This window comes from Streptomyces sp. NPDC085460 (genome assembly GCF_044541975.1).
In the GTDB taxonomy this organism is placed as follows: domain Bacteria; phylum Actinomycetota; class Actinomycetes; order Streptomycetales; family Streptomycetaceae; genus Streptomyces.
The window spans coordinates 417,368-438,512 of the sequence record NZ_JBITTO010000006.1 but is presented as its reverse complement, the minus strand read 5'-3'; the positions used below and the strand labels follow the sequence as shown (position 1 = coordinate 438,512).

Annotated in this window: 21 protein-coding genes; 1 reads left to right on the top strand and 20 read right to left on the bottom strand. The window is 72.7% G+C overall.

Translation table 11 applies throughout. The features are described from left to right. Positions 1 to 10 precede the first annotated feature (10 nt). From ACIGHB_RS18360 to ACIGHB_RS18280, 17 genes are all read right to left on the bottom strand, one after another. Complete coding sequence (locus ACIGHB_RS18360; RefSeq protein WP_399914349.1) at positions 11 to 580, bottom strand: TetR/AcrR family transcriptional regulator; 570 nt, start codon at positions 578 to 580, stop codon at positions 11 to 13. Between the two features lie 53 nt (positions 581 to 633). Further along, the gene (gene whiG, locus ACIGHB_RS18355) at positions 634 to 1,467 is read right to left on the bottom strand and encodes an RNA polymerase sigma factor WhiG (protein WP_360314453.1); all 834 of its coding nucleotides are present in this window, start codon (positions 1,465 to 1,467) and stop codon (positions 634 to 636) included. A gap of 239 nt (positions 1,468 to 1,706) precedes the next feature. Further along, positions 1,707 to 2,957: a DNA-processing protein DprA gene (gene dprA, locus ACIGHB_RS18350; RefSeq protein WP_399914225.1), complete on the bottom strand. Its 1,251-nt coding sequence runs from the start codon at positions 2,955 to 2,957 to the stop codon at positions 1,707 to 1,709. Then, positions 2,954 to 4,567: a YifB family Mg chelatase-like AAA ATPase gene (locus ACIGHB_RS18345; RefSeq protein WP_399914222.1), complete on the bottom strand. Its 1,614-nt coding sequence runs from the start codon at positions 4,565 to 4,567 to the stop codon at positions 2,954 to 2,956. The genes dprA and ACIGHB_RS18345 overlap by 4 nt, the downstream gene beginning before the upstream one ends. Next, positions 4,567 to 4,932 carry a YraN family protein gene (locus ACIGHB_RS18340; protein ID WP_399914219.1) on the bottom strand — a complete coding sequence of 122 codons (366 nt, stop codon included), beginning with the start codon at positions 4,930 to 4,932 and terminating at the stop codon, positions 4,567 to 4,569. Before ACIGHB_RS18340 ends, ACIGHB_RS18345 begins: the two co-directional genes overlap by 1 nt. A 116-nt stretch (positions 4,933 to 5,048) precedes the next feature. Beyond that, positions 5,049 to 5,357: a DUF2469 domain-containing protein gene (locus ACIGHB_RS18335; RefSeq protein WP_005311352.1), complete on the bottom strand. Its 309-nt coding sequence runs from the start codon at positions 5,355 to 5,357 to the stop codon at positions 5,049 to 5,051. 29 nt (positions 5,358 to 5,386) lie between these two features. After that, on the bottom strand, positions 5,387 to 6,031 hold the full coding sequence (locus tag ACIGHB_RS18330; protein ID WP_399914216.1) for an NUDIX hydrolase: 645 nt from the start codon (positions 6,029 to 6,031) through the stop codon (positions 5,387 to 5,389). After that, positions 6,028 to 6,783, bottom strand: a complete 756-nt coding sequence (lepB, locus tag ACIGHB_RS18325) for a signal peptidase I (protein WP_399914213.1) — start codon at positions 6,781 to 6,783, stop codon at positions 6,028 to 6,030. The genes ACIGHB_RS18330 and lepB (ACIGHB_RS18325) overlap by 4 nt, the downstream gene beginning before the upstream one ends. A gap of 60 nt (positions 6,784 to 6,843) precedes the next feature. Then, positions 6,844 to 7,782, bottom strand: coding sequence for a signal peptidase I (gene lepB / locus ACIGHB_RS18320; RefSeq protein WP_399914210.1), 939 nt, complete (start codon positions 7,780 to 7,782; stop codon positions 6,844 to 6,846). Then, on the bottom strand, positions 7,718 to 8,728 hold the full coding sequence (lepB, locus tag ACIGHB_RS18315) for a signal peptidase I (protein ID WP_399914207.1): 1,011 nt from the start codon (positions 8,726 to 8,728) through the stop codon (positions 7,718 to 7,720). Before lepB (ACIGHB_RS18315) ends, lepB (ACIGHB_RS18320) begins: the two co-directional genes overlap by 65 nt. After that, entirely contained in the window at positions 8,721 to 9,677 is a 957-nt protein-coding gene (gene lepB, locus ACIGHB_RS18310; RefSeq protein WP_399914204.1) for a signal peptidase I, read from the bottom strand. Before lepB (ACIGHB_RS18310) ends, lepB (ACIGHB_RS18315) begins: the two co-directional genes overlap by 8 nt. A 69-nt stretch (positions 9,678 to 9,746) precedes the next feature. Then, positions 9,747 to 10,097: a 50S ribosomal protein L19 gene (gene rplS, locus ACIGHB_RS18305; protein WP_030496989.1), complete on the bottom strand. Its 351-nt coding sequence runs from the start codon at positions 10,095 to 10,097 to the stop codon at positions 9,747 to 9,749. A gap of 128 nt (positions 10,098 to 10,225) precedes the next feature. Beyond that, positions 10,226 to 11,047: a tRNA (guanosine(37)-N1)-methyltransferase TrmD gene (gene trmD, locus ACIGHB_RS18300; RefSeq protein ID WP_360314472.1), complete on the bottom strand. Its 822-nt coding sequence runs from the start codon at positions 11,045 to 11,047 to the stop codon at positions 10,226 to 10,228. Next, complete coding sequence (gene rimM / locus ACIGHB_RS18295; RefSeq protein WP_399914199.1) at positions 11,044 to 11,658, bottom strand: ribosome maturation factor RimM; 615 nt, start codon at positions 11,656 to 11,658, stop codon at positions 11,044 to 11,046. Before rimM ends, trmD begins: the two co-directional genes overlap by 4 nt. A gap of 77 nt (positions 11,659 to 11,735) precedes the next feature. Beyond that, positions 11,736 to 11,975 (bottom strand): RNA-binding protein, encoded by a 240-nt coding sequence (locus tag ACIGHB_RS18290; RefSeq protein WP_005311361.1) that lies wholly within the window; start codon positions 11,973 to 11,975, stop codon positions 11,736 to 11,738. 2 nt (positions 11,976 to 11,977) lie between these two features. Beyond that, positions 11,978 to 12,409: a 30S ribosomal protein S16 gene (rpsP, locus tag ACIGHB_RS18285; RefSeq protein WP_360314476.1), complete on the bottom strand. Its 432-nt coding sequence runs from the start codon at positions 12,407 to 12,409 to the stop codon at positions 11,978 to 11,980. Between the two features lie 154 nt (positions 12,410 to 12,563). Next, entirely contained in the window at positions 12,564 to 13,157 is a 594-nt protein-coding gene (locus ACIGHB_RS18280; RefSeq protein ID WP_360314478.1) for a hypothetical protein, read from the bottom strand. A gap of 340 nt (positions 13,158 to 13,497) precedes the next feature. Here ACIGHB_RS18280 and ACIGHB_RS18275 point away from each other — a divergent pair, with 340 nt between their 5' ends. Further along, positions 13,498 to 14,223 carry a methyltransferase type 11 gene (locus ACIGHB_RS18275; RefSeq protein ID WP_360314480.1) on the top strand — a complete coding sequence of 242 codons (726 nt, stop codon included), beginning with the start codon at positions 13,498 to 13,500 and terminating at the stop codon, positions 14,221 to 14,223. 184 nt (positions 14,224 to 14,407) lie between these two features. Here the strand turns inward: ACIGHB_RS18275 and ftsH are convergent, their stop codons facing one another. The 3 genes from ftsH to ACIGHB_RS18260 all read right to left on the bottom strand — a co-directional run bounded on the left by ftsH (position 14,408) and on the right by ACIGHB_RS18260 (position 20,864). Next, positions 14,408 to 16,372 (bottom strand): ATP-dependent zinc metalloprotease FtsH, encoded by a 1,965-nt coding sequence (gene ftsH / locus ACIGHB_RS18270; RefSeq protein ID WP_399914194.1) that lies wholly within the window; start codon positions 16,370 to 16,372, stop codon positions 14,408 to 14,410. A gap of 221 nt (positions 16,373 to 16,593) precedes the next feature. Then, complete coding sequence (gene ffh / locus ACIGHB_RS18265) at positions 16,594 to 18,147, bottom strand: signal recognition particle protein (protein ID WP_360314484.1); 1,554 nt, start codon at positions 18,145 to 18,147, stop codon at positions 16,594 to 16,596. A 221-nt stretch (positions 18,148 to 18,368) separates the two neighbouring features. Continuing rightward, a complete protein-coding gene (locus ACIGHB_RS18260; protein WP_399914191.1) occupies positions 18,369 to 20,864 on the bottom strand; it encodes a [protein-PII] uridylyltransferase in 2,496 nt (831 codons plus the stop codon). Positions 20,865 to 21,145: the final 281 nt, after the last annotated feature.

Genomic DNA, 21,145 nt, shown 5'->3' with positions numbered 1-21,145 from the left:
GAGGGGGTGGTCAGGTTGTGGGGGCGCCCGTGACGCCGTGGAGGGCCATGGTGACGGCGGCTTCGGCGATGCGGTCGGGGTCTTCGGCGGCGCCGAGCTCGATGCGGCGGACGGCGGCGTCGACGACGCCCTGGAGGAGCATGGCGCCGAGGCGGGGTTCGGTCATGCCGAGGTCGGCGAGGGCGGCGACGACCATGGCGACGAGCCCGCCGTGGGCGGCGCGGATCTTCTCGCGGGCGCCGTCGTCGAGTTCGCCGGCGGAGATGGCGACGACGGCGCGGTGGCGGCGGTCGCCGACGAGCTCCAGCTGCTTGCGGACGTAGGCGGCGACCTTGGCCTCGGGGGTGTCGGCGCCGGCCATGGCGAGCTCGACCTCGGCGGCCCAGACGGGGAAGTCGACCGCGCACAGTTCCTCGACGACGGCGGCGCGGGAGCGGAAGTACTCGTAGACCGACGAGCGCGCCAGTCCGGTGCGCTCGGCGAGTGCGGGGAAGGTCAGCGCCTCCGTCCCGCCGTCGGACAGCAGGGATCGCGCGGCGTCCAGCAGGGCGCCGCGTTGCATGGTCCGGTGCTCGGCCACGGAGGCCGCTCGAATCCTGGGCACGGCTCCACTGTACGACCGGTCGGGCGGGGTCAGCGCCCCACGTCGGCAAGCTTGGCGCGAAGCTGGAGGACGGACTTGGTGTGGATCTGGCTGACGCGGCTCTCGGTGACGCCGAGGACGTGGCCGATCTCGGCGAGGGTCAGGCCCTCGTAGTAGTAGAGCGTGACCACGGTCTTCTCCCGTTCGGGGAGGGTGTTGATGGCGCGGGCGAGGAGCCGGCGCAGTTCGCGGTCCTCGGCGACCTCGACGGGGTTGTCGGCGGCCGTGTCCTCCAGGGTGTCCATGAGGGACAGGCGGTCGCCCTCGCCGCCGACGTGGAGGAGCTCTTCGAGGGCGACGACGTTGGCGAGGGACAGCTGGCTGAAGACGGCGTGGAGCTCCTCCAGCTGGATGCCGAGCTCGGCGGCGACCTCGCTCTCGCTGGGGGTGCGGCGGAGCTGGGCTTCCAGGGTGGCGTAGGCGCGCTCGACGTTGCGGGCCTTCTGGCGCACGGAGCGGGGGATCCAGTCGAGGGCGCGGAGTTCGTCGATCATGGCGCCGCGGATGCGGGTGATCGCGTAGGTCTCGAACTTGATGGCGCGCTCGACGTCGAACTTCTCGATGGCGTCGATGAGGCCGAACACCCCGGACGAGACGAAGTCCGCCTGTTCGACGTTGGACGGCAGGCCGACGCTGACGCGTCCCGCGACGTACTTGACGAGGGGCGAGTAGTGGAGGATCAGCTGTTCCCGCAGCCGCTCGTCACCGGTGGCCTTGTACGAGCGCCACAGCTCTTCGAGGGAGGTCGGCGCGGGTGGCCGCACGGTGCCCCGGGCTGCTGGGGGCACCGCAGCGCGGTCAGACCCGGAGGTGTGCTGGGGCATGCGTTGCCTTGAGCCGTTCTGCTGTCGTGTGCGTCGGTCCGGTTGTCCTGTGGGGAATCCTGGTGAGCGTAGCGTGAGTGCGGTGTCGCGGTGAGCGAACGGGAGCGGATCGCGCCGGTCCGGGTGGACGTGGTCGGCCACATCTTCGATCCGGGGCCGTGGCGCGCGTCGGCCCCGCGGGTGTGGCCGAGGGAACTCGGTTGCTCATCGGCCTCACTTTTTCACCCGTATGCGCCGGGTCAAGGACCGCCTCGCCGCGCGTTCGACACCGGCTTGCCGCTGTTCGTCAACCTCCATCCGTCGCCGTCCCGCTCGGCGTGACCGAGGGCGTGGAGTTCGTACAGCCGGGCGAGTGCGTCGTCGGGGGTGGTGCCGGCGCGGCGGGCGATCTCGGTGGTGGGGGCGGGTGGGTGGGTGGGGAGGGCTTCGAGGACCTGGGCGGTGGCGGGGTGGAGGAGGTCGCGGGGAAGGACGGGGCCGCGTCGGGCCGGGGCGAGGTCGCCGATGGCGCCGACGAGTTCGACGATCTCGTCGGCGTCGGTGACGAGCGTGGCGCCGCCGCGGAGGAGTTCGTGGACGCCGGCGGAGAGGGCGCTGGTGACGGGGCCGGGTACGCCCATGGTGTGGCGGCCGAGGCGGGTGGCGGCGCGGGCGGTGACGAGGGAGCCGCTGCGGTACTGGGCCTCGACGACGACGGTGCCGCGGGTGAGGGCGGCGATGACGCGGTTGCGGAGGACGAACCGGCTGGGGGTGGGGTGGCTGCCGGGTGGGAGTTCGCCGATGAGGACGCCTTGGTGGGCGATGCGGTCGAGGAGTCCGTGGTGGCCTCGGGGGTAGGGGGTGTCGACGCCGCTGGCGAGGACGGCGGCGGTGGCGCCGCCCGCGGCGAGGGCGCCGCGGTGGGCGGCGCCGTCGATGCCGTACGCGGCGCCGGAGACGACGACCCAGCCGTGGCGGCTGAGGCCGGTGGCGAGGTGCGCGGCGATGTGGGCGCCGTACGGGGTGCAGGCGCGGGCTCCGACGAGGGCGACGGACCGGAGGGCCCAGGTGCGGAGGGTGGCGGGGCCTCGGGTCCAGAGGCCGATGGGCCGGGTGTCGCCGAGGTCGTCGAGTTGGGTGGGCCAGTCGGGTTCGCCGGGGATGAGGAAGCGGCCGCCGAGGCGGGTGATGTGGTCGAGGTCGGCTTCGGGTGTGGTGGTGCGGGCGCGGTGGCGCCAGCCGGCGAGGCGGCGGGTGCCGACGCCGGCGAGTGGGGGTTCGCGGGGATCGCGGAGGAGGGCGAGGAGGGCGGTGGCGCCGTGGGTGCGCAGGGCGTGGCCGGCTTGTTCGTCGCCGGGTTCGATGATGCGGGTGAGGGCGGCGCGGGCGATTCGTTCGGTGTCGGAGGGCGGGAGCGAGGTGACGGGTCCGTCCGGGGCGGGTCCGCCCGCTGCGGGGCTCGGCGGGGTGGCAGGGGGCGGGGTGGTCGGGTCGGTGGGGTGGTGGGTCATGGGCGGTCTCCGGTGGCGAGGGGGATGCCTCGGGTGATGCCGGTGCGGAGTTCGAGGGCGTGGGCGATGTCGTCGTGGCCGGGGCGGTCGTGTCCGGCGAGGTCGGCGATGGTCCACGCGACGCGGAGGACGCGGTCGAGGCCGCGGGCGGTCAGGAGTCCGCGTTCGATGTCGCGTTCGGCGTGGGCGAGGGCGCCCGGGGCGGCGAGGTATCGGGTACGGAGTTCGTGGCCGGGGATCTCGCTGTTGAGGGTCCAGGGGGTGCCGGTGAGGCGGGTGGTGGCGCGGGCGCGGGCTTCGCGGACGCGGTCGGCGACGGTGGCGGTGGTTTCGCCCCGGCCGCCTTGGCCGAGGAGGTCGGCGCGGGTGACGGGTTCGGCTTCGACGCGGAGGTCGACGCGGTCGAGGAGGGGGCCGGAGAGGCGGGCCTGGTAGCGGCGGACGGCGGAGGGCGGGCATTCGCAGCCGGTGCCGTGGAGGGTGTGGCGGCCGCAGGGGCAGGGGTTGGCGGCGAGGGCGAGGAGGAAGCGGGCGGGGAGTCGGACGACGCCCGCGGTGCGGGCGATGACGACGTGTCCGGATTCGAGGGGCTGGCGAAGGGCGTCGAGGGATTTCGTGGAGAATTCGGGTGCTTCGTCCAGGAAGAGGACGCCTCGGTGGGCGAGGGAGACGGCTCCGGGTCGGGGGATGCCGTTTCCGCCGCCGACGAGGGACTGCATGGTGGCGGAGTGGTGGGGTGCGCAGTAGGGGGCGCGGCGGACGAGGGGTTCGCCGGGCGGGAGGATGCCGGCGACGGAGTGGACGGCGGTGACTTCGAGGGATTCCTGGCGGTTGAGGGGCGGGAGGATGCCGGGGAGGCGTTCGGCGAGCATGGTCTTCCCTGCGCCGGGTGGTCCGCTGAGGAGGAGGTGGTGGCCGCCGGCGGCGGCGACCTCCAGGGCTCGGCGGGCGGTGTGCTGGCCGGCGACGTCGGCGAGGTCGGGGCCTTCGCCGGGGTCGGGGGCGAGTCCGGTGCCGATGCCGGCGCCGGGGACGAGGAGTCCGGCGAGCATGGCGTCGGGGCGGCCTGGTTCGGCGGGATCTTCGTCGGGGACGGGTTCGTCGGTGAGGACAGCGATGAGCTGGCGGAGGGTGCGGACGCCGAGGACGGAGACGCCGGGGACGAGGGATGCCTCGCCGGCGGTCTGTTCGGGGACGACGACCTGGTGGTAGCCGGCGTCGGCGGCGGCGAGGACGGCGGGGAGGATGCCGCGGACGGGGCGGACGCGTCCGTCGAGGCCGAGTTCGCCGATGAGGACGAGGTCGGCGATGGAGCGGGGGTCGATGCGTTCGGCGGCGGCGAGCACGGCGGCCGCTACGGCGAGATCGAAGCCGCTGCCGGACTTCGGGACGGACGCGGGACTGAGTCCGACGGTGAGTTTCTTCTGGGGCCATTCGGCGCCGGAGTTGACGACGGAGGCGCGGACGCGGTCGCGGCTCTCGCTGAGGCTCTTGTCGGGGAGGCCGACGAGGGTGAAGGCGGCGACGCCTGGTTCGAGGTCGGCCTGGACCTCGACGACGACGCCTTCGACGCCGACGAGGGCGACGGAGCAGGTGCGGGCGAATCCCATCAGGCCACCCCTCGGGCGTGGGTGAGGACGGGGGCGCCTCGGCGGGGCAGGACGATGCCGACGAGGTCGATGCGGACGCCGCCGACGGGTGGCGGGGTGCCGGTGTGATCGAGCCAGCAGCCGGCGAGGTAGGTGAGCCGGGCCGCTTTGTCGGGGGTGACGGCGGCCATGGGGTGTTCGAAGTCGCCGATGCGGCGGGTCTTGACCTCGCAGATGACGAGGGTGTCGCCGTCGCGGGCGACGATGTCGATCTCTCCGGCGCGGCCGTAGCGCCAGTTGCGGGCGAGGATGTGCAGGCCGGTTTCGGTGAGCCGGCGGGCTGCCAGCTCTTCTCCGTACCGTCCGAGTGCTTGGGTCGCGTTCATGGGGACCACCTCCGTCACTGACTGTGACGGAAGGGGTCCCGGGCGTGTGCGGGGCTGTGGACGGCGGGGTGGTCGCGGAGTACCGCGTCACTCACATGGGTGAGTGGGGGTGGGGGTCAGCTGCCGGGCAGTTCGAGGTCGCTCTTGTTGAGCTCCTCGATGTTGACGTCCTTGAAGGTGAGGACGCGGACCTGCTTGACGAACCTGGCCGGCCGGTACATGTCCCAGACCCAGGCGTCGGCCATGCTGACCTCGAAGAAGACCTCGCCCTGGACCGAGTGCACCTGCATCTCGTAGTCGTTGGTGAGGTAGAAGCGCCGCTCGGTCTCGATCACGTATTTGAACAGCCCGACGACATCGCGGTACTCCCGGTAGAGCTTCAGCTCCATCTCGGTCTCGTACTTCTCGAGGTCCTCGGCGCTCATGGCATGTTCCCCTTCAGCCGTGCGTCCCCCTATTGTGCGCCAGTCGCGGGCGCCCCTTGGACGATTTCCGGGGCGAGTACGACGGGCGTGCGCGGGGGTCCCTCGTCGAGCAGCGTGCGCAGCAGCTCGGCGAGCCTGATGGGGTACACGGTCTCATGGGCCACCGACAGTTCGGCGGAAGTCCACCATCTGAGCCCGGAGAGACTGCGGGTCTCGAGTTCGGTGAGGGCCTGGGGGCCGGGTACGGGGCCGGTGTCGTCGCGGGTGCGGGCGAGGTAGTACCACTCGTCCTGGTGCCACTGGCGGCCGGCGAAGGGGAAGGAGCAGTGGCGCTGCCAGAGGACGGGTCCGAGTTCGACGTCGGTGAGGCCGGTCTCCTCGGCGAGTTCTCGGAGGGCGGCCTGTTCTCGGGTCTCGTCGCCTTCGAGTCCGCCGCCGGGGGTGAACCACCAGGTGTCGGTGGGGTCGTCCGGTTCGTGGCCGTGCATGAGGAGGATGCGGTCGTGGGGGTCGAGCAGGATGACCCGGGCGACCTGCCGCACCTCCGCGCCGGCCTCACCGCCGGGAGCGGAGCCCGTGGGCCGGCCGCCGGGAGCGGAGCCCGTAGGCCCACCTCCAGGGGCGGTGCTCGTAGGCCCACCGCCGGGAGCGGAGCTCGTACCGACGTCCGTCATGCCTTCACCTTCTCCCTCGCGGGCGTGTTCCGCGCTCGGAGGCGTCGGCTCAGGGGGCCGTGGGCGGCTCCGGCGAGGATGAGGGCTGCGCCGGCGGCGATGGCGGTGAGGAGGGGCGTGAGGGGGCCGGGGGTGGAGATTCCGCCGGGGAGGGCGGCGAAGGCGGCGGGGCGTTCGATGGATCCGCCGGAGAGGGGCCAGGCGACGGCGTCGACGCGGGCGACGACGGTGGAGCGGGGCACCGAGCCTTGGGCGGCGTCTTCCAGATGGGTGCGGGAGTCGAGGGAGCTGGCGCGGTCGTCGCCGAGGAGGAACAGGCTGTCCTCGGGGACGGTGGCGGTGAAGTCCTGGGCGGAGGCGCGGACGGTGCCGTCGGGTCCGGGTCGCAGATACGGTTCTTCGACGGGGGTGCCGTTGACGGTGAGGTGCCCGTCGGTGCCGCAGCAGGCGACGGTGTCGCCGCCGACGGCGACGACCCGCTTGACCATGGTGGAGCCGCCCCACAGCGGGTCCTCGAAGACGACGACGTCGCCGCGCCGGACGTCGTCGCCGTCGATGCGCTGGGCGAGGAGCTTGGAGCCCGGCTCGAAGGTGGGGGCCATGGAGCCGGTGGGCACGGTGTAGGGGCGGTAGAGCAGGGCTCCGGCGGCGAAGCCGCCGAGGAAGAGCAGACAGCCGACGGCCACGGCAAGACCCGACAGCACGCTGCCGAGCCGGCCGTGGCCGTCTCGCTTCTTGGTGGTCCCGCTCATGTGCACCCCAGAGGTCCGTGGTCCGTGGACGATCTGGGACGGCACCCTACCCGCGGGAAGCTACTCGGCGGTATGCCGTGCGGCCCGCTTCCTGCGCCGGCGGAGCACCAGCGGGAGCGCTCCGGCGAGGCCGAGGGCCGCCGCGGCCGGGGTCGTCGCCGCCGCCGGGACGGCCGCCGCGACCGGGTTGAGGCCGGGCTGGTCGAAGACGGCGGGGACGGGCAGCGTCGCCCAGCGGGTGACGGGCCAGGCGACGACCACGGCACGGCCGACGACCTGGTCGTTGGCGATGGTGCCGCCGCCGGGGAGCTCCTGGTGGAAGCGGGAGTCGAGCGAGTTCTGCCGGTTGTCGCCCATGACCCAGATGCGGTCCTGGGGGACCTTGATCGGGCCGAAGGAGTCCTGGCAGGGCATGGAGCCGGGGTAGAGGTAGGCGGACTCGTCGAGCTCCTTGCCGTTGAGGACGACCTTGCCGCCCTCCTTGCAGGAGACGGTGTCGCCGCCGACGGCGATGACCCGCTTGATGAGGTCCTTCTCCTCGGCGGACGGCATGAGGCCGATGAAGCTGAGGAACTTCTGGACCGCGTTGGGCTTGGGCGTCTCCGCGGTCTCCAGCCAGCCGCCCGGGTCGTGGAAGACGACGACCTCGCCGCGCTCGGGCTCGGAGCCGAACCAGGGGGTCAGCTTGTCGACGAGGACCCGGTCACCCTTCTTCAGGGTGTTCATCATCGATTCCGAGGGAATCGAGAACGCCTGCACCAGGAAGGTCTTGATCAGCAGCGCGAGGATCAGCGCGATGCCGATGAGGAGCGGCAGTTCCTTCCAGAAGGAACGCTGCTTCTTCGGCCTGGCGCCGTCGTTCCCGTCGGTCCGGTCCGGCTCGTCGCCGGAGGACGGCGTACCGTCGCCGCTGGTGTTCTCTTCCGTCACGTTCTCACCTCTGGCCCCGTCGGCCCTGTCCTCGGGCCCGTCGTGTCCGGAACGTGCGCCGACGGCCACTTCCCCCACATCCACTCCTCACTCGGTGCAACCGCCCGTCCCGGAACAGGGACAGGCCCGCCACTCCCATAACGAGCAGGAGTTCCGCAGGGGTCGGCGGCCATGGCATTCCGTTCACGTTCCGCGAGGACACACTATGCGACATACCGAGCGTGGTCCCGACTGTCGCACGCGCGTCCGGCACGGCGGCGAAGGTGTCGCGCTCCTCCAGGCCGCGCCAGTGGCCGAACGGCCAGGCGATCACCACCGCGCGGCCCACGATCTGGTCCTCGGCGATGGTGCCCCGGCCCGGCTCGTCCAGGTGGTAGCGGGAGTCGGCGGAGTCGGAGCGGTGGTCGCCGAGGACGAAGACCCGGCCTTCGGGGACCTTCACGTCGAAGGGGATCGTGGACGGCTTGTCGCCGGGATTGAGGTACGGCTCGTCCAGCGGTACGCCGTTGACGGTGATCCGTCCGTCCTCGCCGCAGCAGCGGACGGTGTCGCCGCCGACGGCGATCACCCGCTTGATGAGGTCCCGGTCGTCGGCGGAGGGCATCAGGCCGATGAAGGTCAAAGCCTGCTTGACCTGCTTGATCCCGATGGGGTCCTCGGCGGCGGGGGCGGCGTCCTGGTGGAGCCAGTTCCCGGGGTCCTTGAAGACGACGACGTCACCGCGCTGCGGCTCGGAGCCGAACCACGGGGTGAGCTTGTCGACGAGTACGCGGTCGTGGATCCGGATCGTCTGCTCCATGGAGCCGGAGGGGATGACGAACGCCTGGACGAGGAAGGTCTTGAGGACGAGCGCGATCAGCACCGCGACGCCGACGAGGATCGGGATCTCGCGGAGCGCGGAGCGCTGCCGGCGCCGTCTGACCCGGCGGGCGAGCCGGCGCCGTTCCGCGCGGCCTGGAGGGGGTGCCGGAGCCGCGTCCGGTCCGGCGCCCGCACGGATACCGCGGCTACCCATGTCCGCTCCCCCGCGGCCCGACACCGTGCCCGCCGGTGGGCGGGGCCGGTACGGAGTCGTACGCGTCGGTCTCGGTCACGGTGGTCCAGCGGCCGAAGGGCCAGGCGATCCAGTCGGCGCGGCCGACGACCTTGTCGACGGGGACCATGCCGCCGCCGGGGCTGCCGAGATGGTCGCGGGAGTCGCTGGACTGGCTGCGGTGGTCGCCCATCACCCAGAGGGTGCCCGGGGGCACGACGATGTCGAAGGGGACATCGGAGGGCCGGTCGCCGGGGGTGAGGTACGGCTCCTGGACGCGGGTGCCGTTGACGGTGATCCGGCCGTCCCCGTCGCAGCAGACGACTCGGTCGCCGCCGACGCCGACGACCCGCTTCACGAAGTCGGTCTCGTCGGGGGCGGCGAGCCCGAGGGCGGCCGCCGCGTCGTGCAGCAGGCCGGTGACCGGGTTGCCGGCCGGCTCTTCCTGGACAAAGGATCCGGTTCCGTCGAAGACGACGACGTCACCGCGGCGCGGCTCGCTGCCGAAACGGTACGCCAGTTTGTTGACCAGGATCCGGTCCCCCACCTGGAGGGTGGGCTCCATGGAGCCGCTGGGGATCAGGAAGGGCTGGGCGACGAAGTGGCTGAGGAGCAGCAGGAAGACCACGCAGGCGGCGCCGGTGAGGCCCGTCCTGCGCCAGGAGGGACCGCGCCCCGCGCCGTCGCGGTCGCCGTCCGCCTCGCGGTCGCCGTCCGCGTCGCGGTCGCGGTCTTCGTCCCTGCCGCGGTCGCGGTCTTCGTCCCCGCCGCCGTCGTCGCTGCCGGCGGCGCGGCCGTCCGGGGTGCCGGGCTCGCCGGCCGGGGCCCCGGAAACGCGCACGGAGCGCGACCCGTCGTCCGCGGCTGGATCCGCTTGGGGATCCGCCGGGGAAGAGGGGTCGCGCTCCGTGTGCTGTGCTTCGGTGTCCATCGGGGGGTGAGCCTATCCGGCCCGCCTGTACGAGGAGCGTGAAGCGTCGCGCGAGCGGTGAGCCGGAGCTCAGTTGTCGCGCTTCTCCTTGATCTTGGCAGCCTTGCCGCGCAGCTCACGCAGGTAGTAGAGCTTGGCGCGACGGACGTCACCGCGGGTCACGAGCTCGATCTTCTCGAAGATCGGGCTGTTCACCGGGAAGGTGCGCTCGACGCCGACGGAGAACGAGACCTTGCGGACGGTGAAGGTCTCGGAGACGCCGGAGCCCTGGCGGCGGATGACGACGCCCTTGAACTGCTGGATACGGGAGCGGTTGCCCTCGATGACGCGCACGTGGACGTTCACGGTGTCGCCGGGACGGAAGGCGGGCAGGTCGGAGCGGAGGGAAGCCGCGTTCACCTGGTCGAGCAGGGAAGCCATGGAGGTCTCTTTCCTCGCCGATGCCACAGGTCATCAGCGGTGATGTACGAATCGATGAGATCGCCGTCCGGTCGATGGCGGGCGGCTCCCCCTGTGGCAGGGGCGCGCGCCGGACGGACGGCAGTCGCCTATTCTTCCACGCCCTCGACCCTGCGCCAAAATCGGCCGCCGGGCTCCGGGGCCCAGCCGAGGATCGAGAGGGTCTCGCGGTCCTTCTTGTCGAAGGCGGCGGGATCGCAGCGCTCGATGAGGTCGGGCCGGTTGGCGGCGGTGCGGCGGAACGCCTCGTCGCGGCGCCAGCGGGCGATCTTGCCGTGGTGGCCGCTGACCAGCACCTCGGGGATGGTGTGGCCGCGCCACTCCGGGGGCTTGGTGTAGACGGGGCCTTCGAGGAGGTTGGCCATGGCGCCGGGGGCGAAGGAGTCGTCGCGGTGCGACTCGGCGTTGCCGAGGACGCCGGGGAGGAGGCGGGCGACGGCCTCGGTGATCACCAGGACGGCGGCCTCTCCGCCGGCCAGCACGTAGTCGCCGATGGATACCTCGTAGACCGGCATGCGGGTGGCGTACTCGTCCATGACCCGGCGGTCGATGCCCTCGTAGCGGGCGGGGGTGAAGATCAGCCAGGGGCGCTCGGAGAGCTCGACGGCGAGTTCCTGGGTGAAGGGCCGGCCGCTGGGGGTGGGGACGACGAGGACGGGGCCGTGGGCACCGGTCTCGTAGCCGTCGGCGAGGGTCTGGTCGAGGGCGTCGCCCCAGGGCTCGGTCTTCATGACCATGCCGGGGCCGCCACCGTAGGGGGTGTCGTCGACGGTGTTGTGGCGGTCGTACGTCCACTGCCGCAGGTCGTGGACGTGGACATCGAGCTGTCCACGCGCGCGTGCCTTGCCGACGAGGGAGACGTTCAGCGGTTCGAGGTACTCGGGGAAGATCGTGACGACGTCGAGCCTCATGCCTTGCCGCCCTCTGCGGCGTCCTCTGCGGCGTCGCCTTCCTCGGCGTCGTCCTCTGCCGCGTGGCCCTCTTCGGCGTCGCGGGCGGAGGCGATCTCGGCGCGGTCGTCGATGAGGCCGGGCGGCGGGTCGATGACGGCCTTCTGGTTCTCCAGGTCGATCTCGGTGACGATCTGCTCCACGAAGGGGATCATCAGCTCCGTGCCGTCCGGGCGCTCCACGATGAGGAGGTCCTGGGAGGGCAGGTGGGAGATCTCGGTGATGACGCCGACCTCGGTGCCGTCGGCGAGGACCACGTCGAGGTCGACGAGCTGGTGGTCGTAGTACTCGTCCTCCTCCTCGGGCAGTTCCTCGGGGTCGATCTCGGCGATGAGGAGGGTGTTGCGGAGCGCCTCGGCGGCGTTGCGGTCACGGACGCCCTCGAAGCGCAGCAGCAGCCGGCCGCTGTGCACCTTGCCGGACTCGATGGTCAGCGGGCCGGCGGAGGCCGGATCGGTGAGCAGGACGGCGCCGGGACCGAGCCGCAGCTCGGGCTCGTCGGTACGCACCTCCACGGTGACGTCGCCCTTGATCCCGTGGGCGCGGCCGATCCGCGCGACTACCAACTGCACTGGTGAACTCTTCCTGTCGTACGGCAACGGGCCGGGGTGGGCGGCTGCCCTCCCCGGCCCGTGCCGGTGTCAAACTTTCAGCGGACCTGGTCCACGTCGACGAGGTCGACGCGGATGCCACGGCCGCCGATGGCGCCCACGACGGTACGCAGCGCACGCGCGGTGCGGCCGTTGCGGCCGATCACCTTGCCGAGGTCGTCGGGGTGGACCCGGACCTCCAGCACGCGGCCGCGGCGCAGGTTGCGCGAGGCGACCTGCACGTCGTCGGGGTTGTCGACGATGCCCTTCACGAGGTGCTCGAGAGCCTCCTCGAGCATGATCAGGCCTCGGTGGTGGACTCGGCCTCGGCCTCGTCCGCCTTCGCCTTCTTGGCCTTCGGGGTGATGGCCTCGCCCTTGTCGTCAGCGCCCTCGAGGGCCTTGGCGAACTCGTCGAAGGAAGCGCGCTTCTCTTCCTTCGTCACCGGGGAGAGCAGAGCCTTCTCCGGGGCGGGGAGGCCCTTGTGCTTCTGCCAGTCGCCGGTGAGCTTCAGGATGGCGAGGACGGGCTCGGTCGGCTGGGCGCCGACGGAGAGCCAGTACTGCGCACGCTCGGAGTCGACCTCGATACGCGACGGGTTGTACGTCGGGTGGTAGAGGCCGATCTCCTCGATCGCGCGGCCGTCACGGCGGGTGCGCGAGTCGGCGACGACGATGCGGTAGTGCGGCTGGCGAATCTTGCCGAGGCGCTTGAGCTTGATCTTGACTGCCACTGGAGTGGTGTCTCCTGGTCTTGACGTGGTTGGGCACTTGAGATGCCACGTGGGGTTGCGGTACTCGGGTGCCCGATGGACGCGTCAGCCGGAGGAGAGAGGGGTCCTGTGCGACTGTCGAGTACAGCTGACCATTGTGCCACACGCCGCCAGGTCAGCCGGCGGCGCCCACCGTCTCCGGGATCCGGAAGGGCTTGCCGCAGCCGCCGCAGACGATCGGGGCCTGGGCGAGCACCGAGGGCACCACGCGCACGTTGCGCCCGCAGTCGCAGACGGCCTTGACCCGGACGCCGCCGCCCGAGGAGCCGTGCCGGGCGGCCGGTCCCCGGAAGGAGCGCTTGGTGTCGGCGGCCGTGGCGACGGTGTGGGCCTTGAGGGCGCGCTGGAGCCGCTCGATGGTGGACCGGTAGCGGCGCTTCGCCTCGGGATTGAGCGTGACCAGGGAGAAGCCGCTGCTGGCGTGCGGCTCCTCGGGATGGTCGAGGCCCATCTCCTCGGCGATCGCGAGGAATCTGCGGTTGTGGTAGCGGCCGGCCCGGGAGGTGTCGCGGACACCCCGGGCTGCGGCGATGCCATGGACTGCCTCGTGGAGCAGTCGCTCGAAGGAGAGCTCGGCGCCGCAGGCGGACGAGGACTCTCCGATCAGGGACTCGGGCGCGGCGAGGTCCGGCAGCTCGGGGTGGTACCGCTGAATGTCGGCCCACGCCTGCGCCAGCTCTGCGGCGAGAACAGGTGGTGTCGTGCTCACGTCGGGTACAACGAGCCGGGTCCCGTCCGGGTTCCATTCCGGGGCAACTCAAATATTTTGCACGTACCCGTCAGTCGGTACCCAGGCGTCCACAGCTGGTGCACAGGGCGCATACGCCCCGGCGCGCGGTCGTGTCACGCGCGCCGGAGCGGTGTGGGAGGGGACACTACCGGGCCGGTGCCCGAGTTCGGGCACCGCCCCCCTCCCCCGAGGCCGGCCTCCACCCGGCCCTGGCCCGAACTCGTCCGGAGTCGTCCGGTGCGAGCACTGGACGCCGGACGCGAAGCGCAGTTCCCTGACTACGGGGGGCTGTCGTCCGGCACGGAATGGGGCCTGATCCATGACACCTACGCTCGTCCCGCACCACCCCGCGCGTGACTGGGCCGAGATCCAGGAGCGGATGCTCGTCCCGCTCTACGAGGCGGCCTACGAACGTCTCGGCGTGGGCCCGGGGACCCGCCTGCTCGGCCTGGACTGCGGCACCGGCCTCGCCCTGCTGATGGCGGCGGCGCGGGGCGCGTCGGCCTCCGGGGCGGAGCGGGACCGGGCCCGCGCGGAGCTGGCCAGGGCCCGGCTCCCCGAGGGCCTGACGGTCACCGCCGAGGTGCCCGGGGACGGCCCGTACGACGTGATCACCGCCTTCCACGCGGCCGACCGCACCGCCTACGGTCCCGCCGACCTCACCCGGACGGCCCAACCGGGCGCGGCGGTCGTGCTGGCGGGCTGGGGGCCCCCCGAGCGCTGCGCGACGGAGCCGCTGCTCCGCCTCGCGGACCGGCTCGCCGACCGGCGCCCCTCCCCCCGTACGGACCTGGGCGCCCTCGCCCTCCGCGCCGGGCTGCGGCCCGTCGGCTCGGGGCGGGTCGCCTGCCCCTTCGGGTACGCGGACGAGTCCAGCGCGGTGCGCGGCCTGCTGTCGACCGGCGCCTTCGACGCGGCGGTCCGGGCCGGCGACCCCGCGCAGGTCGAGAAGGAGATCGAGGAGGCACTGGCCCCGTACCGGCGCGCGGACGGCACGGTGTGGATGCCGAACGTCTTCCGGTACGTGGTCGCGCGCGTGCCGTAGGCCGCGTCGGGCGGATAGGGGATCCGGGATCCTGGAGATCGGATCCAGGATCCGATGTCGTGGATCCCGGACGTTGGATCCACGATCCGATGTCGTGGATCCCGGACATTGGATCCACGATCCAAAATGCTGGATGCGGTATCCCGGATGTCGGATCCCCTACCCGACATCCGGGATCCGGAGGTCAGGACAGCGGCGGCGGTTCCGGGTTCGGGCCGACGCCGGGTTCCGGGGCGTGGGGGTCGGGGCGGGCGATGCCGGCGGCTCGGTAGGCGGCGCCCTCCTCCAGGGTCTCGTTGGCGAGGAGGGCGGCGCTCAGGGCGTCGAGCTTGTCGCGGTGCTGATTCAGGAGGCGTACGGCGGCGTCGTAGCACTCGTCGACGATCCGGCGCATCTCGGCGTCGACGGTGTCGAGGGTGGCGGGGGCCGCGGAGAGCCCGTACGCCTGCTGGGCGTCACCGGGGATGGCGGTGAGCCGGCCGACGGTCTCGCTCATGCCCCAGCGGCCGACCATGCCCCGGGCGATGTTGGTGACCTGTTCGAGGTCGCTCTCGGCGCCGGTGGTGATGACGCCGAAGACGACCTGTTCGGCCGCCATGCCACCGAGGGCGCCGATGATCCGGCCGCGCAGGTACTCCTCGGTGTAGGCGTACTTGTCGGCGTCGGGGGTGGAGAGGGTGACGCCGAGGGCGCGGCCGCGCGGCACGATGGTGATCTTGCGGACGGGGTCGGCGCCGGGCTGGAGCATGCCGAGGAGGGCGTGTCCGCTCTCGTGGTACGCGGTGCGGCGGCGTTCCTCCTCGGGCATGACGAGGGGGCGTTCGGCGCCGAGCTGGACCTTCTCCAGGGCGTAGGAGAGGTCGGACTGGGTGACGGTCTTCTGTTCCCGCTTGACGGCGAGGAGCGCGGCCTCGTTGGCGAGGTTGGCGAGTTCGGCGCCGGTCATGCCGGGGGTGGTGCGGGCGACCTGTTCCAGGTCGACGTCCTTGGCGAGCGGGATCTGCCGGGTGTGGATCCTGAGGATGGCCTCGCGGCCGCCGCGGTCGGGCGGGTTGACGTGCACGATCCGGTCGAAGCGGCCGGGGCGGGTGAGAGCGGGGTCGAGGACGTCGGCGCGGTTGGTGGCGGCGAGGACGATGACGCCCTCGGAGCCGGTGAAGCCGTCCATCTCGGTGAGGATCTGGTTGAGGGTCTGCTCGCGCTCGTCGTGGCCGCCCATGCCGGAGCCGCCGCCGCGGGCGCGGCCGATGGTGTCGATCTCGTCGATGAAGATGATCGCGGGGGCGACCTTGCGGGCCTCGGCGAAGAGTTCGCGGACGCGGGAGGCGCCGACGCCGACGATCATCTCGATGAACTCGGAGGCGGAGGCGGAGAAGAACGGCACCCCGGCCTCGCCGGCGACGGCCCGCGCGAGGAGGGTCTTGCCGGTGCCGGGCGGGCCGGCGAGGAGGACGCCGCGGGGCATCTTGGCGCCCATGTCCCGGTACGCCTGCGGGTTCTTGAGGAAGTCGACGACGTCGTTGAGCTCGCCCTCCACCTCGTCGATGCCGGCGACGTCGGCGAAGGTGGTGCGCTTGCCGCCCTCCAGCTCGACCGGTTTCGGCGGCTGCTTGCGGCCGAGCATGCCGCCGGCGCCGCCCATGCCGGCGCTCATCCGGCGGGCGATGAACACCCAGAGGAGGACGAGGAGCAGCATCGGGGCGAGGGAGAGGAGGAGGTTGGCGAGGAAGGAGCGTTCCTGCACGACGGGCTCGGCGGTGACGGTGACCTTCTGCTGGGTGAGCTGCGCCCACAGGTCGTCGTCGGCGAAGGCGGGCCGCTGGGTCTGGAACTTGGTGTAGTCGCCCTTGCCGTCGGGCACCGGCTGCTTCTCCTTGAGCTGGCCCTGGATGGCGTCGCCCTTGGAGTAGATCTTGGTGACGTTCCCCGCGGTGACCTGCTTGCTGAACTCGGTGTACGAGATCGTCGGCCCGTCGCCCTCGTTGAAGAAGGAGAGCACGAGGTTGGCGATGAGGTAGACGGCGAGCGCGGTGAGGATGAGGCTGCCCCAGCCTCCGGGCATCTTCTTCTTCGGTGGCGGGGGCGGCGGCGCCCCTTCCGAGCGCCAGGGCTGGTCGGTCCGGTCGCGCGGGGGTACGGGGTTGGCCACGTCGCTCTCCTCGGGGCGGCAGTGGCCCCAGTATCGAAGATCACGACGAACGCGGCATTTCGGGTGGACCGGGGGGACGAAAAAGGGCCCGGGGCGGTTTCGTACCGCCGCGGACCCCTTCTCTCGGACGTCGCCGGATCCCTCCGGGCGTGGCCGGATTCCTCCAGGCGCCGCCGGAATCCTCCGGGCGCCGCCGGAATCCTCCGGGCGTCGCCGGAGCGTCAGCCCATGAACTTCTTGAACTCGTCCGGCAGCTCGAAGTCCTGCGGGCCCTGGCCGGCGCCCGGCAGCCCGAAGGCGCCGCCCTGCTGGGCCTGCTCCCGCTTCTCCTGAGCGGCCTGCTCCTCGGCCTTCCGCTTCATCGGGTTGCCGCTCTTGCGCTTGCCCTTGGCCTGCTTGACCTGCTTCTTCTGCCGGCCGGGGCCACCGCCCATGCCCGGGATGCCGGGCATACCGGGCAGGCCGCCGCCCTGGGCCATGCGGGACATCATCTTGCGGGCCTCGAAGAACCGCTCGACCAGGCCCTTGACGGCGCTGACCTCGACGCCGGAACCCTTGGCGATACGGGCGCGGCGGGAGCCGTTGATGAGGGTCGGGTCCTGGCGCTCGGCCGGGGTCATCGACTTGATGATGGCGGCGGTACGGTCCACGTCCCGCTCGTCGATGTTGGCGATCTGCTCCTTCATCTGCCCCATGCCGGGCAGCATGCCGAGCAGCTTGCTGATGGAGCCCATCTTGCGGACCTGCTCCATCTGGGCGAGGAAGTCGTCCAGGGTGAAGTCCTGGCCCTTCTTCGACGCGAGCTTCGAGGCCATCTTGGCGGCCTCTTCCTCGTCGAAGGTCTGCTGGGCCTTCTCGATGAGCGACAGCATGTCGCCCATGCCGAGGATGCGGGACGCCATGCGGTCCGGGTGGAACGCGTCGAAGTCGTCCAGCTTCTCGCCGTTGGAGGCGAACATGATCTGCTTGCCGGTGACGTGCGCGATGGAGAGCGCGGCACCACCGCGGGCGTCGCCGTCGAGCTTGGAGAGCACGACGCCGTCGAAGCCGACGCCGTCGCGGAACGCCTCGGCGGTGTTGACCGCGTCCTGACCGATCATGGCGTCGACGACGAAGAGGATCTCGTCGGGCGAGGTCGCGTCACGGATGTCCGCGGCCTGCTGCATCAGCTCCTGGTCGATGCCGAGGCGGCCGGCGGTGTCGACGATGACGACGTCGAAGACCTTGGAGCGGGCGTACTCGATCGAGTCCTTGGCGACCTGGACCGGGTCGCCGACGCCGTTGCCGGGCTGCGGGCCGTAGAAGGCGACGCCGGCGCGGTCGGCGACGACCGAGAGCTGGTTGACGGCGTTGGGGCGCTGGAGGTCACAGGCGACGAGCAGCGGCGAGTGGCCCTGCCCCTTCAGCCAGAGGCCGAGCTTTCCGGCGAGGGTGGTCTTACCGGCACCCTGGAGACCGGCGAGCATGATCACGGTCGGCGCGGTCTTGGCGAAGCGCAGGCGGCGGGTCTCGCCGCCGAGGATGCTGACCAGCTCGTCGTTGACGATCTTGACGAACTGCTGGCCGGGGTTCAGGGCCTTGGAGACCTCCACGCCGAGGGCGCGACCCTTGACTTCCTTGATGAACTGCCGGACGACCGGAAGCGCGACATCCGCCTCGAGGAGTGCGATACGGATCTCCCGCGCCGCGGCGTCGATGTCGGCCTCGCTGAGGCGGCCCTTGCCGCGGAGACTCTTGAAAGTGGCTGCAAGGCGATCGGAGAGGGTATCGAACACGGCGGTCGCGGATCCTCAGGTGTCGGGGGCGGATGGACTGCCCTCCAGGGTATCCGCCCCCTCCCACCGGTGCCCTCACCCGTCGTATCGGGGGTGAGGGCACCGGTATCCCCACCTGTGTGAGGAGCGGTGCTCGGTGAGGCGTCCTTTGCCTCGCAGGGAGGGACCATCCCCGCCTCGGCGGGGAGCACGCAGTGCTCAACGACACACGGCGCCCCAGGTCACCCCAGCGCCTCCTCCAGCGCCCTGGCCAGGTCGATCGCCTCCTCGTCCGGCAGGAGGGAGCCGTCCGGCCGGGTCACGTACAGGGTGTCCACGGCGTTGGCGCCGAGGGTCGAGACGTGGGCGCTGCGGACGCGTACCGCCGCTCCCTCCAGGGCCCGGCCGATCCGGTGGAGCAGGCCCGGGGCGTCCTGGGCGCGGACCTCCAGGACGGTGGCGAGGCGGGAGTCGGCGGGGGCGACGGTGACGCGGGGCGGCGGGGCCTGGACGCCTCGGCGGCGCGGGTAGGCGGCCTCGCGTTCGGCGAGCCGGGCGGGGATGTCGAGGGTTCCGTCGAGGGCGCGCAGCAGGTCGGCGCGGAGCCGGTGGCCCTGGGGCAGGGAGCCGTACTCGGCGGCGACGCGCCAGGCGAGGACGAGGACGGAGCCGGTGCCGGGTTCGGTGGGGAGGCCGGGGAGGTCCACGGCGCGCAGTTCGGCGGCGCGGACGGTGAGCCGGTGGAGGGCGAGGACGCCGGCGACGGCGGGTAGGACGCCGGGCTGGTCGGGGAGGGCGATGAGGAGTTCGACGCCGACGGGGGCGGGCTCGTCGGGGTCGAGGGGCTGTTCGTCGCGGGTGTGGAGGGCGAGGACGGGTTCGCCGGTGCGCAGCGCCTCGACGGCGAGGCGTTCCTGTTCGGCGCTGGGGGCGGCGGCCTCGGGGTCGGGCAGGGGCTCGCCGGCGAGGACGCCGGTGACGCGTTTGACGAGGTCGGCGACGAGGGAGGCGCGCCAGGCGGACCAGGCGGCGGGTCCGGTGGCGAGGGCGTCGGCCTCGGTGAGGGCGTGGAGGAGTTCGAGGGTGCCGACGGTGCCGACGGCGGCGGCGACGGCTTCGACGGTGGCCGGGTCGTCGAGGTCGCGGCGGGTGGCGGTGTCGACGAGGAGGAGGTGGTGGCGGACGACGGTGGCGATGGTGGCGGTGTCGGCGCGGTCGAAGCCGATGCGGGCGGCGAGGTCGCGGGCGATGGTCTCGCCGGCGACGGAGTGGTCGCCGGGCCAGCCCTTGCCGATGTCGTGGAGGAGGGCGGTGACGAGGAGGAGGTCGGGGCGGCCGACGCGGCGGGTGAGGGAGGCGGCGCGGACGGCGGTCTCGACGAGGTGCCGGTCGACGGTCCAGGTGTGGACGGGGTTGCGCTGGGGGCGGTGGCGGACGCGTTCCCAGTCGGGCAGGAGGCGGGTGACGAGCCCTTCGGCCTCCAGGGCCTCCCAGACGGGGACGGTGGGGGCGCCGGCGCCGAGGAGGGTGACGAGGGCTTCGCGGGCCTCGGCCGGCCAGGGGACGGGCAGCGCCTTGGCGGTGGCGGCGAGGTGGCGTACGGCGTGCGGGGAGAGCGGCAGGCCGTGCTGGGCGGCCGCGGCGGCGGCGCGGAGCGGGAGGACGGGGTCGCGTTCGGGGCGGGCGAGGGAGGTGCCGGCCGTGCGGGCGAAGCCGGGGGGCTGCGGGAGGGCGAGGACGACCTCGCCGTCCATCTCGACGATGCCCTCGGCGAGCGGGGTGCGTTCGGCGGGCTGTTTCCGGTCGCCGGAGCGTCCGCCGAGGAGGCCGCGGAGGCGGGGGCGGGCGGAGCGGGCCTTGAGGACGCGGCCGACCTCGCGCCAGGTGACGTCGGAGGCGTACGTGACGATGCCGGCGGCCTCGTACACCTCGCGGAGCAGGGTGTCGGCGTCGAGGAGGCCGAGCTGTTCGGCGACGGCGTCCTGTTCCTGGAGGGCGAGGCGGTCGGTGGCGCGGCCGGTGGCGAGGTGGAGGGCGTCGCGGGCGTCGAGGAGGCGGCGGCGGGCGGTGTCGAGGCCGTCGCGGGGGGCGTCGGCGAGCCAGGAGGCGGCGACGGCGCGCAGGGCCTGGGCGTCGCGGAGGCCGCCGCGGGCCTCCTTGAGGTCGGGTTCGAGGAGGAAGCGGAGCTCGCCGGCGCGGTCGGCGCGGTCGCGGCAGAGTTCGGCGAGTTCGGGGAGGCGGCGGGCGGCCTGGTTGCGCCAGTCGGCGAGGACGGTGGAGCGGAGGGCGGCGGCGAGGGCGGTGTCGCCGGCGAGCGGCCGGGCGTCGAGGAGTCCGAGCTGGACCTTGAGGTCCTCGGCGGCGGTGGCGCGGGCCTGGGCGGGGGTGCGGACGGAGTGGTCGAGGGCGATCCCGAGGTCCCAGACGGGGTACCAGAGGCGGTCGGCGACGGCGGCGACGGTCTCCTTGGGGGCGCTGCCGTCGTGGAGCAGAAGGAGGTCGAGGTCGCTGCGGGGGGAGAGTTCGGCGCGGCCGTAGCCGCCGACGGCGACGAGGGCGATTCCCTTGGGCGGTGCGGCGGCGAAGAGTCCGGCCAGCCAGTCGTCGGTGAGGCGGGAGAGGGCGCCGCGGCGCTCGGGCCCGGACGGCGCCTTCTCCTGGAGGAGCCGCAGCCGGTCCGCCGCGTAGCCTCCGGGTCCCTGCTCTTCGGTCGCGTCCTGCGGTTCGAGGGTGGTCACCGGCGGCTCCTTCGCTCTGCGGGGCGGCGGGGTGGGGCGGAGGGTACGGCTGCGGGGCGCCGGCCCCGGGGGTACGCCCCCGGGGCCACGGCGGCCGGGGTCGGACCGCGGTGTACGGCTCCGGGGGTCGGACCACGGAGGTACGGGGTCAGGGGCGCGGCCCGCGGAGGTACGGCTCAGGGGTGGGGGGTGCGGGCCGGGAGCCGCCCCCCCAGGGGGGCGGGACCCCCCAGCCCGACCCCCCCGGTGGCGCGCCCAAACCGCGGCCGGGGCCCGCGCGC

Excerpts from the sequence above, each read along its gene's own strand:
- whiG (WP_360314453.1), bottom strand. The coding sequence starts at position 1,467 with ATGCCCCAGCACACCTCCGGGTCTGACCGCGCTGCGGTGCCCCCAGCA.
- dprA (WP_399914225.1), bottom strand. The coding sequence starts at position 2,957 with ATGACCCACCACCCCACCGACCCGACCACCCCGCCCCCTGCCACCCCG.
- ACIGHB_RS18345 (WP_399914222.1), bottom strand. The coding sequence starts at position 4,567 with ATGGGATTCGCCCGCACCTGCTCCGTCGCCCTCGTCGGCGTCGAAGGC.
- ACIGHB_RS18340 (WP_399914219.1), bottom strand. The coding sequence starts at position 4,932 with ATGAACGCGACCCAAGCACTCGGACGGTACGGAGAAGAGCTGGCAGCC.
- ACIGHB_RS18335 (WP_005311352.1), bottom strand. The coding sequence starts at position 5,357 with ATGAGCGCCGAGGACCTCGAGAAGTACGAGACCGAGATGGAGCTGAAG.
- ACIGHB_RS18330 (WP_399914216.1), bottom strand. The coding sequence starts at position 6,031 with ATGACGGACGTCGGTACGAGCTCCGCTCCCGGCGGTGGGCCTACGAGC.
- lepB (WP_399914213.1), bottom strand. The coding sequence starts at position 6,783 with ATGAGCGGGACCACCAAGAAGCGAGACGGCCACGGCCGGCTCGGCAGC.
- lepB (WP_399914207.1), bottom strand. The coding sequence starts at position 8,728 with ATGGGTAGCCGCGGTATCCGTGCGGGCGCCGGACCGGACGCGGCTCCG.
- lepB (WP_399914204.1), bottom strand. The coding sequence starts at position 9,677 with ATGGACACCGAAGCACAGCACACGGAGCGCGACCCCTCTTCCCCGGCG.
- rplS (WP_030496989.1), bottom strand. The coding sequence starts at position 10,097 with ATGGCTTCCCTGCTCGACCAGGTGAACGCGGCTTCCCTCCGCTCCGAC.
- trmD (WP_360314472.1), bottom strand. The coding sequence starts at position 11,047 with ATGAGGCTCGACGTCGTCACGATCTTCCCCGAGTACCTCGAACCGCTG.
- ACIGHB_RS18290 (WP_005311361.1), bottom strand. The coding sequence starts at position 11,975 with ATGCTCGAGGAGGCTCTCGAGCACCTCGTGAAGGGCATCGTCGACAAC.
- ACIGHB_RS18275 (WP_360314480.1), top strand. The coding sequence starts at position 13,498 with ATGACACCTACGCTCGTCCCGCACCACCCCGCGCGTGACTGGGCCGAG.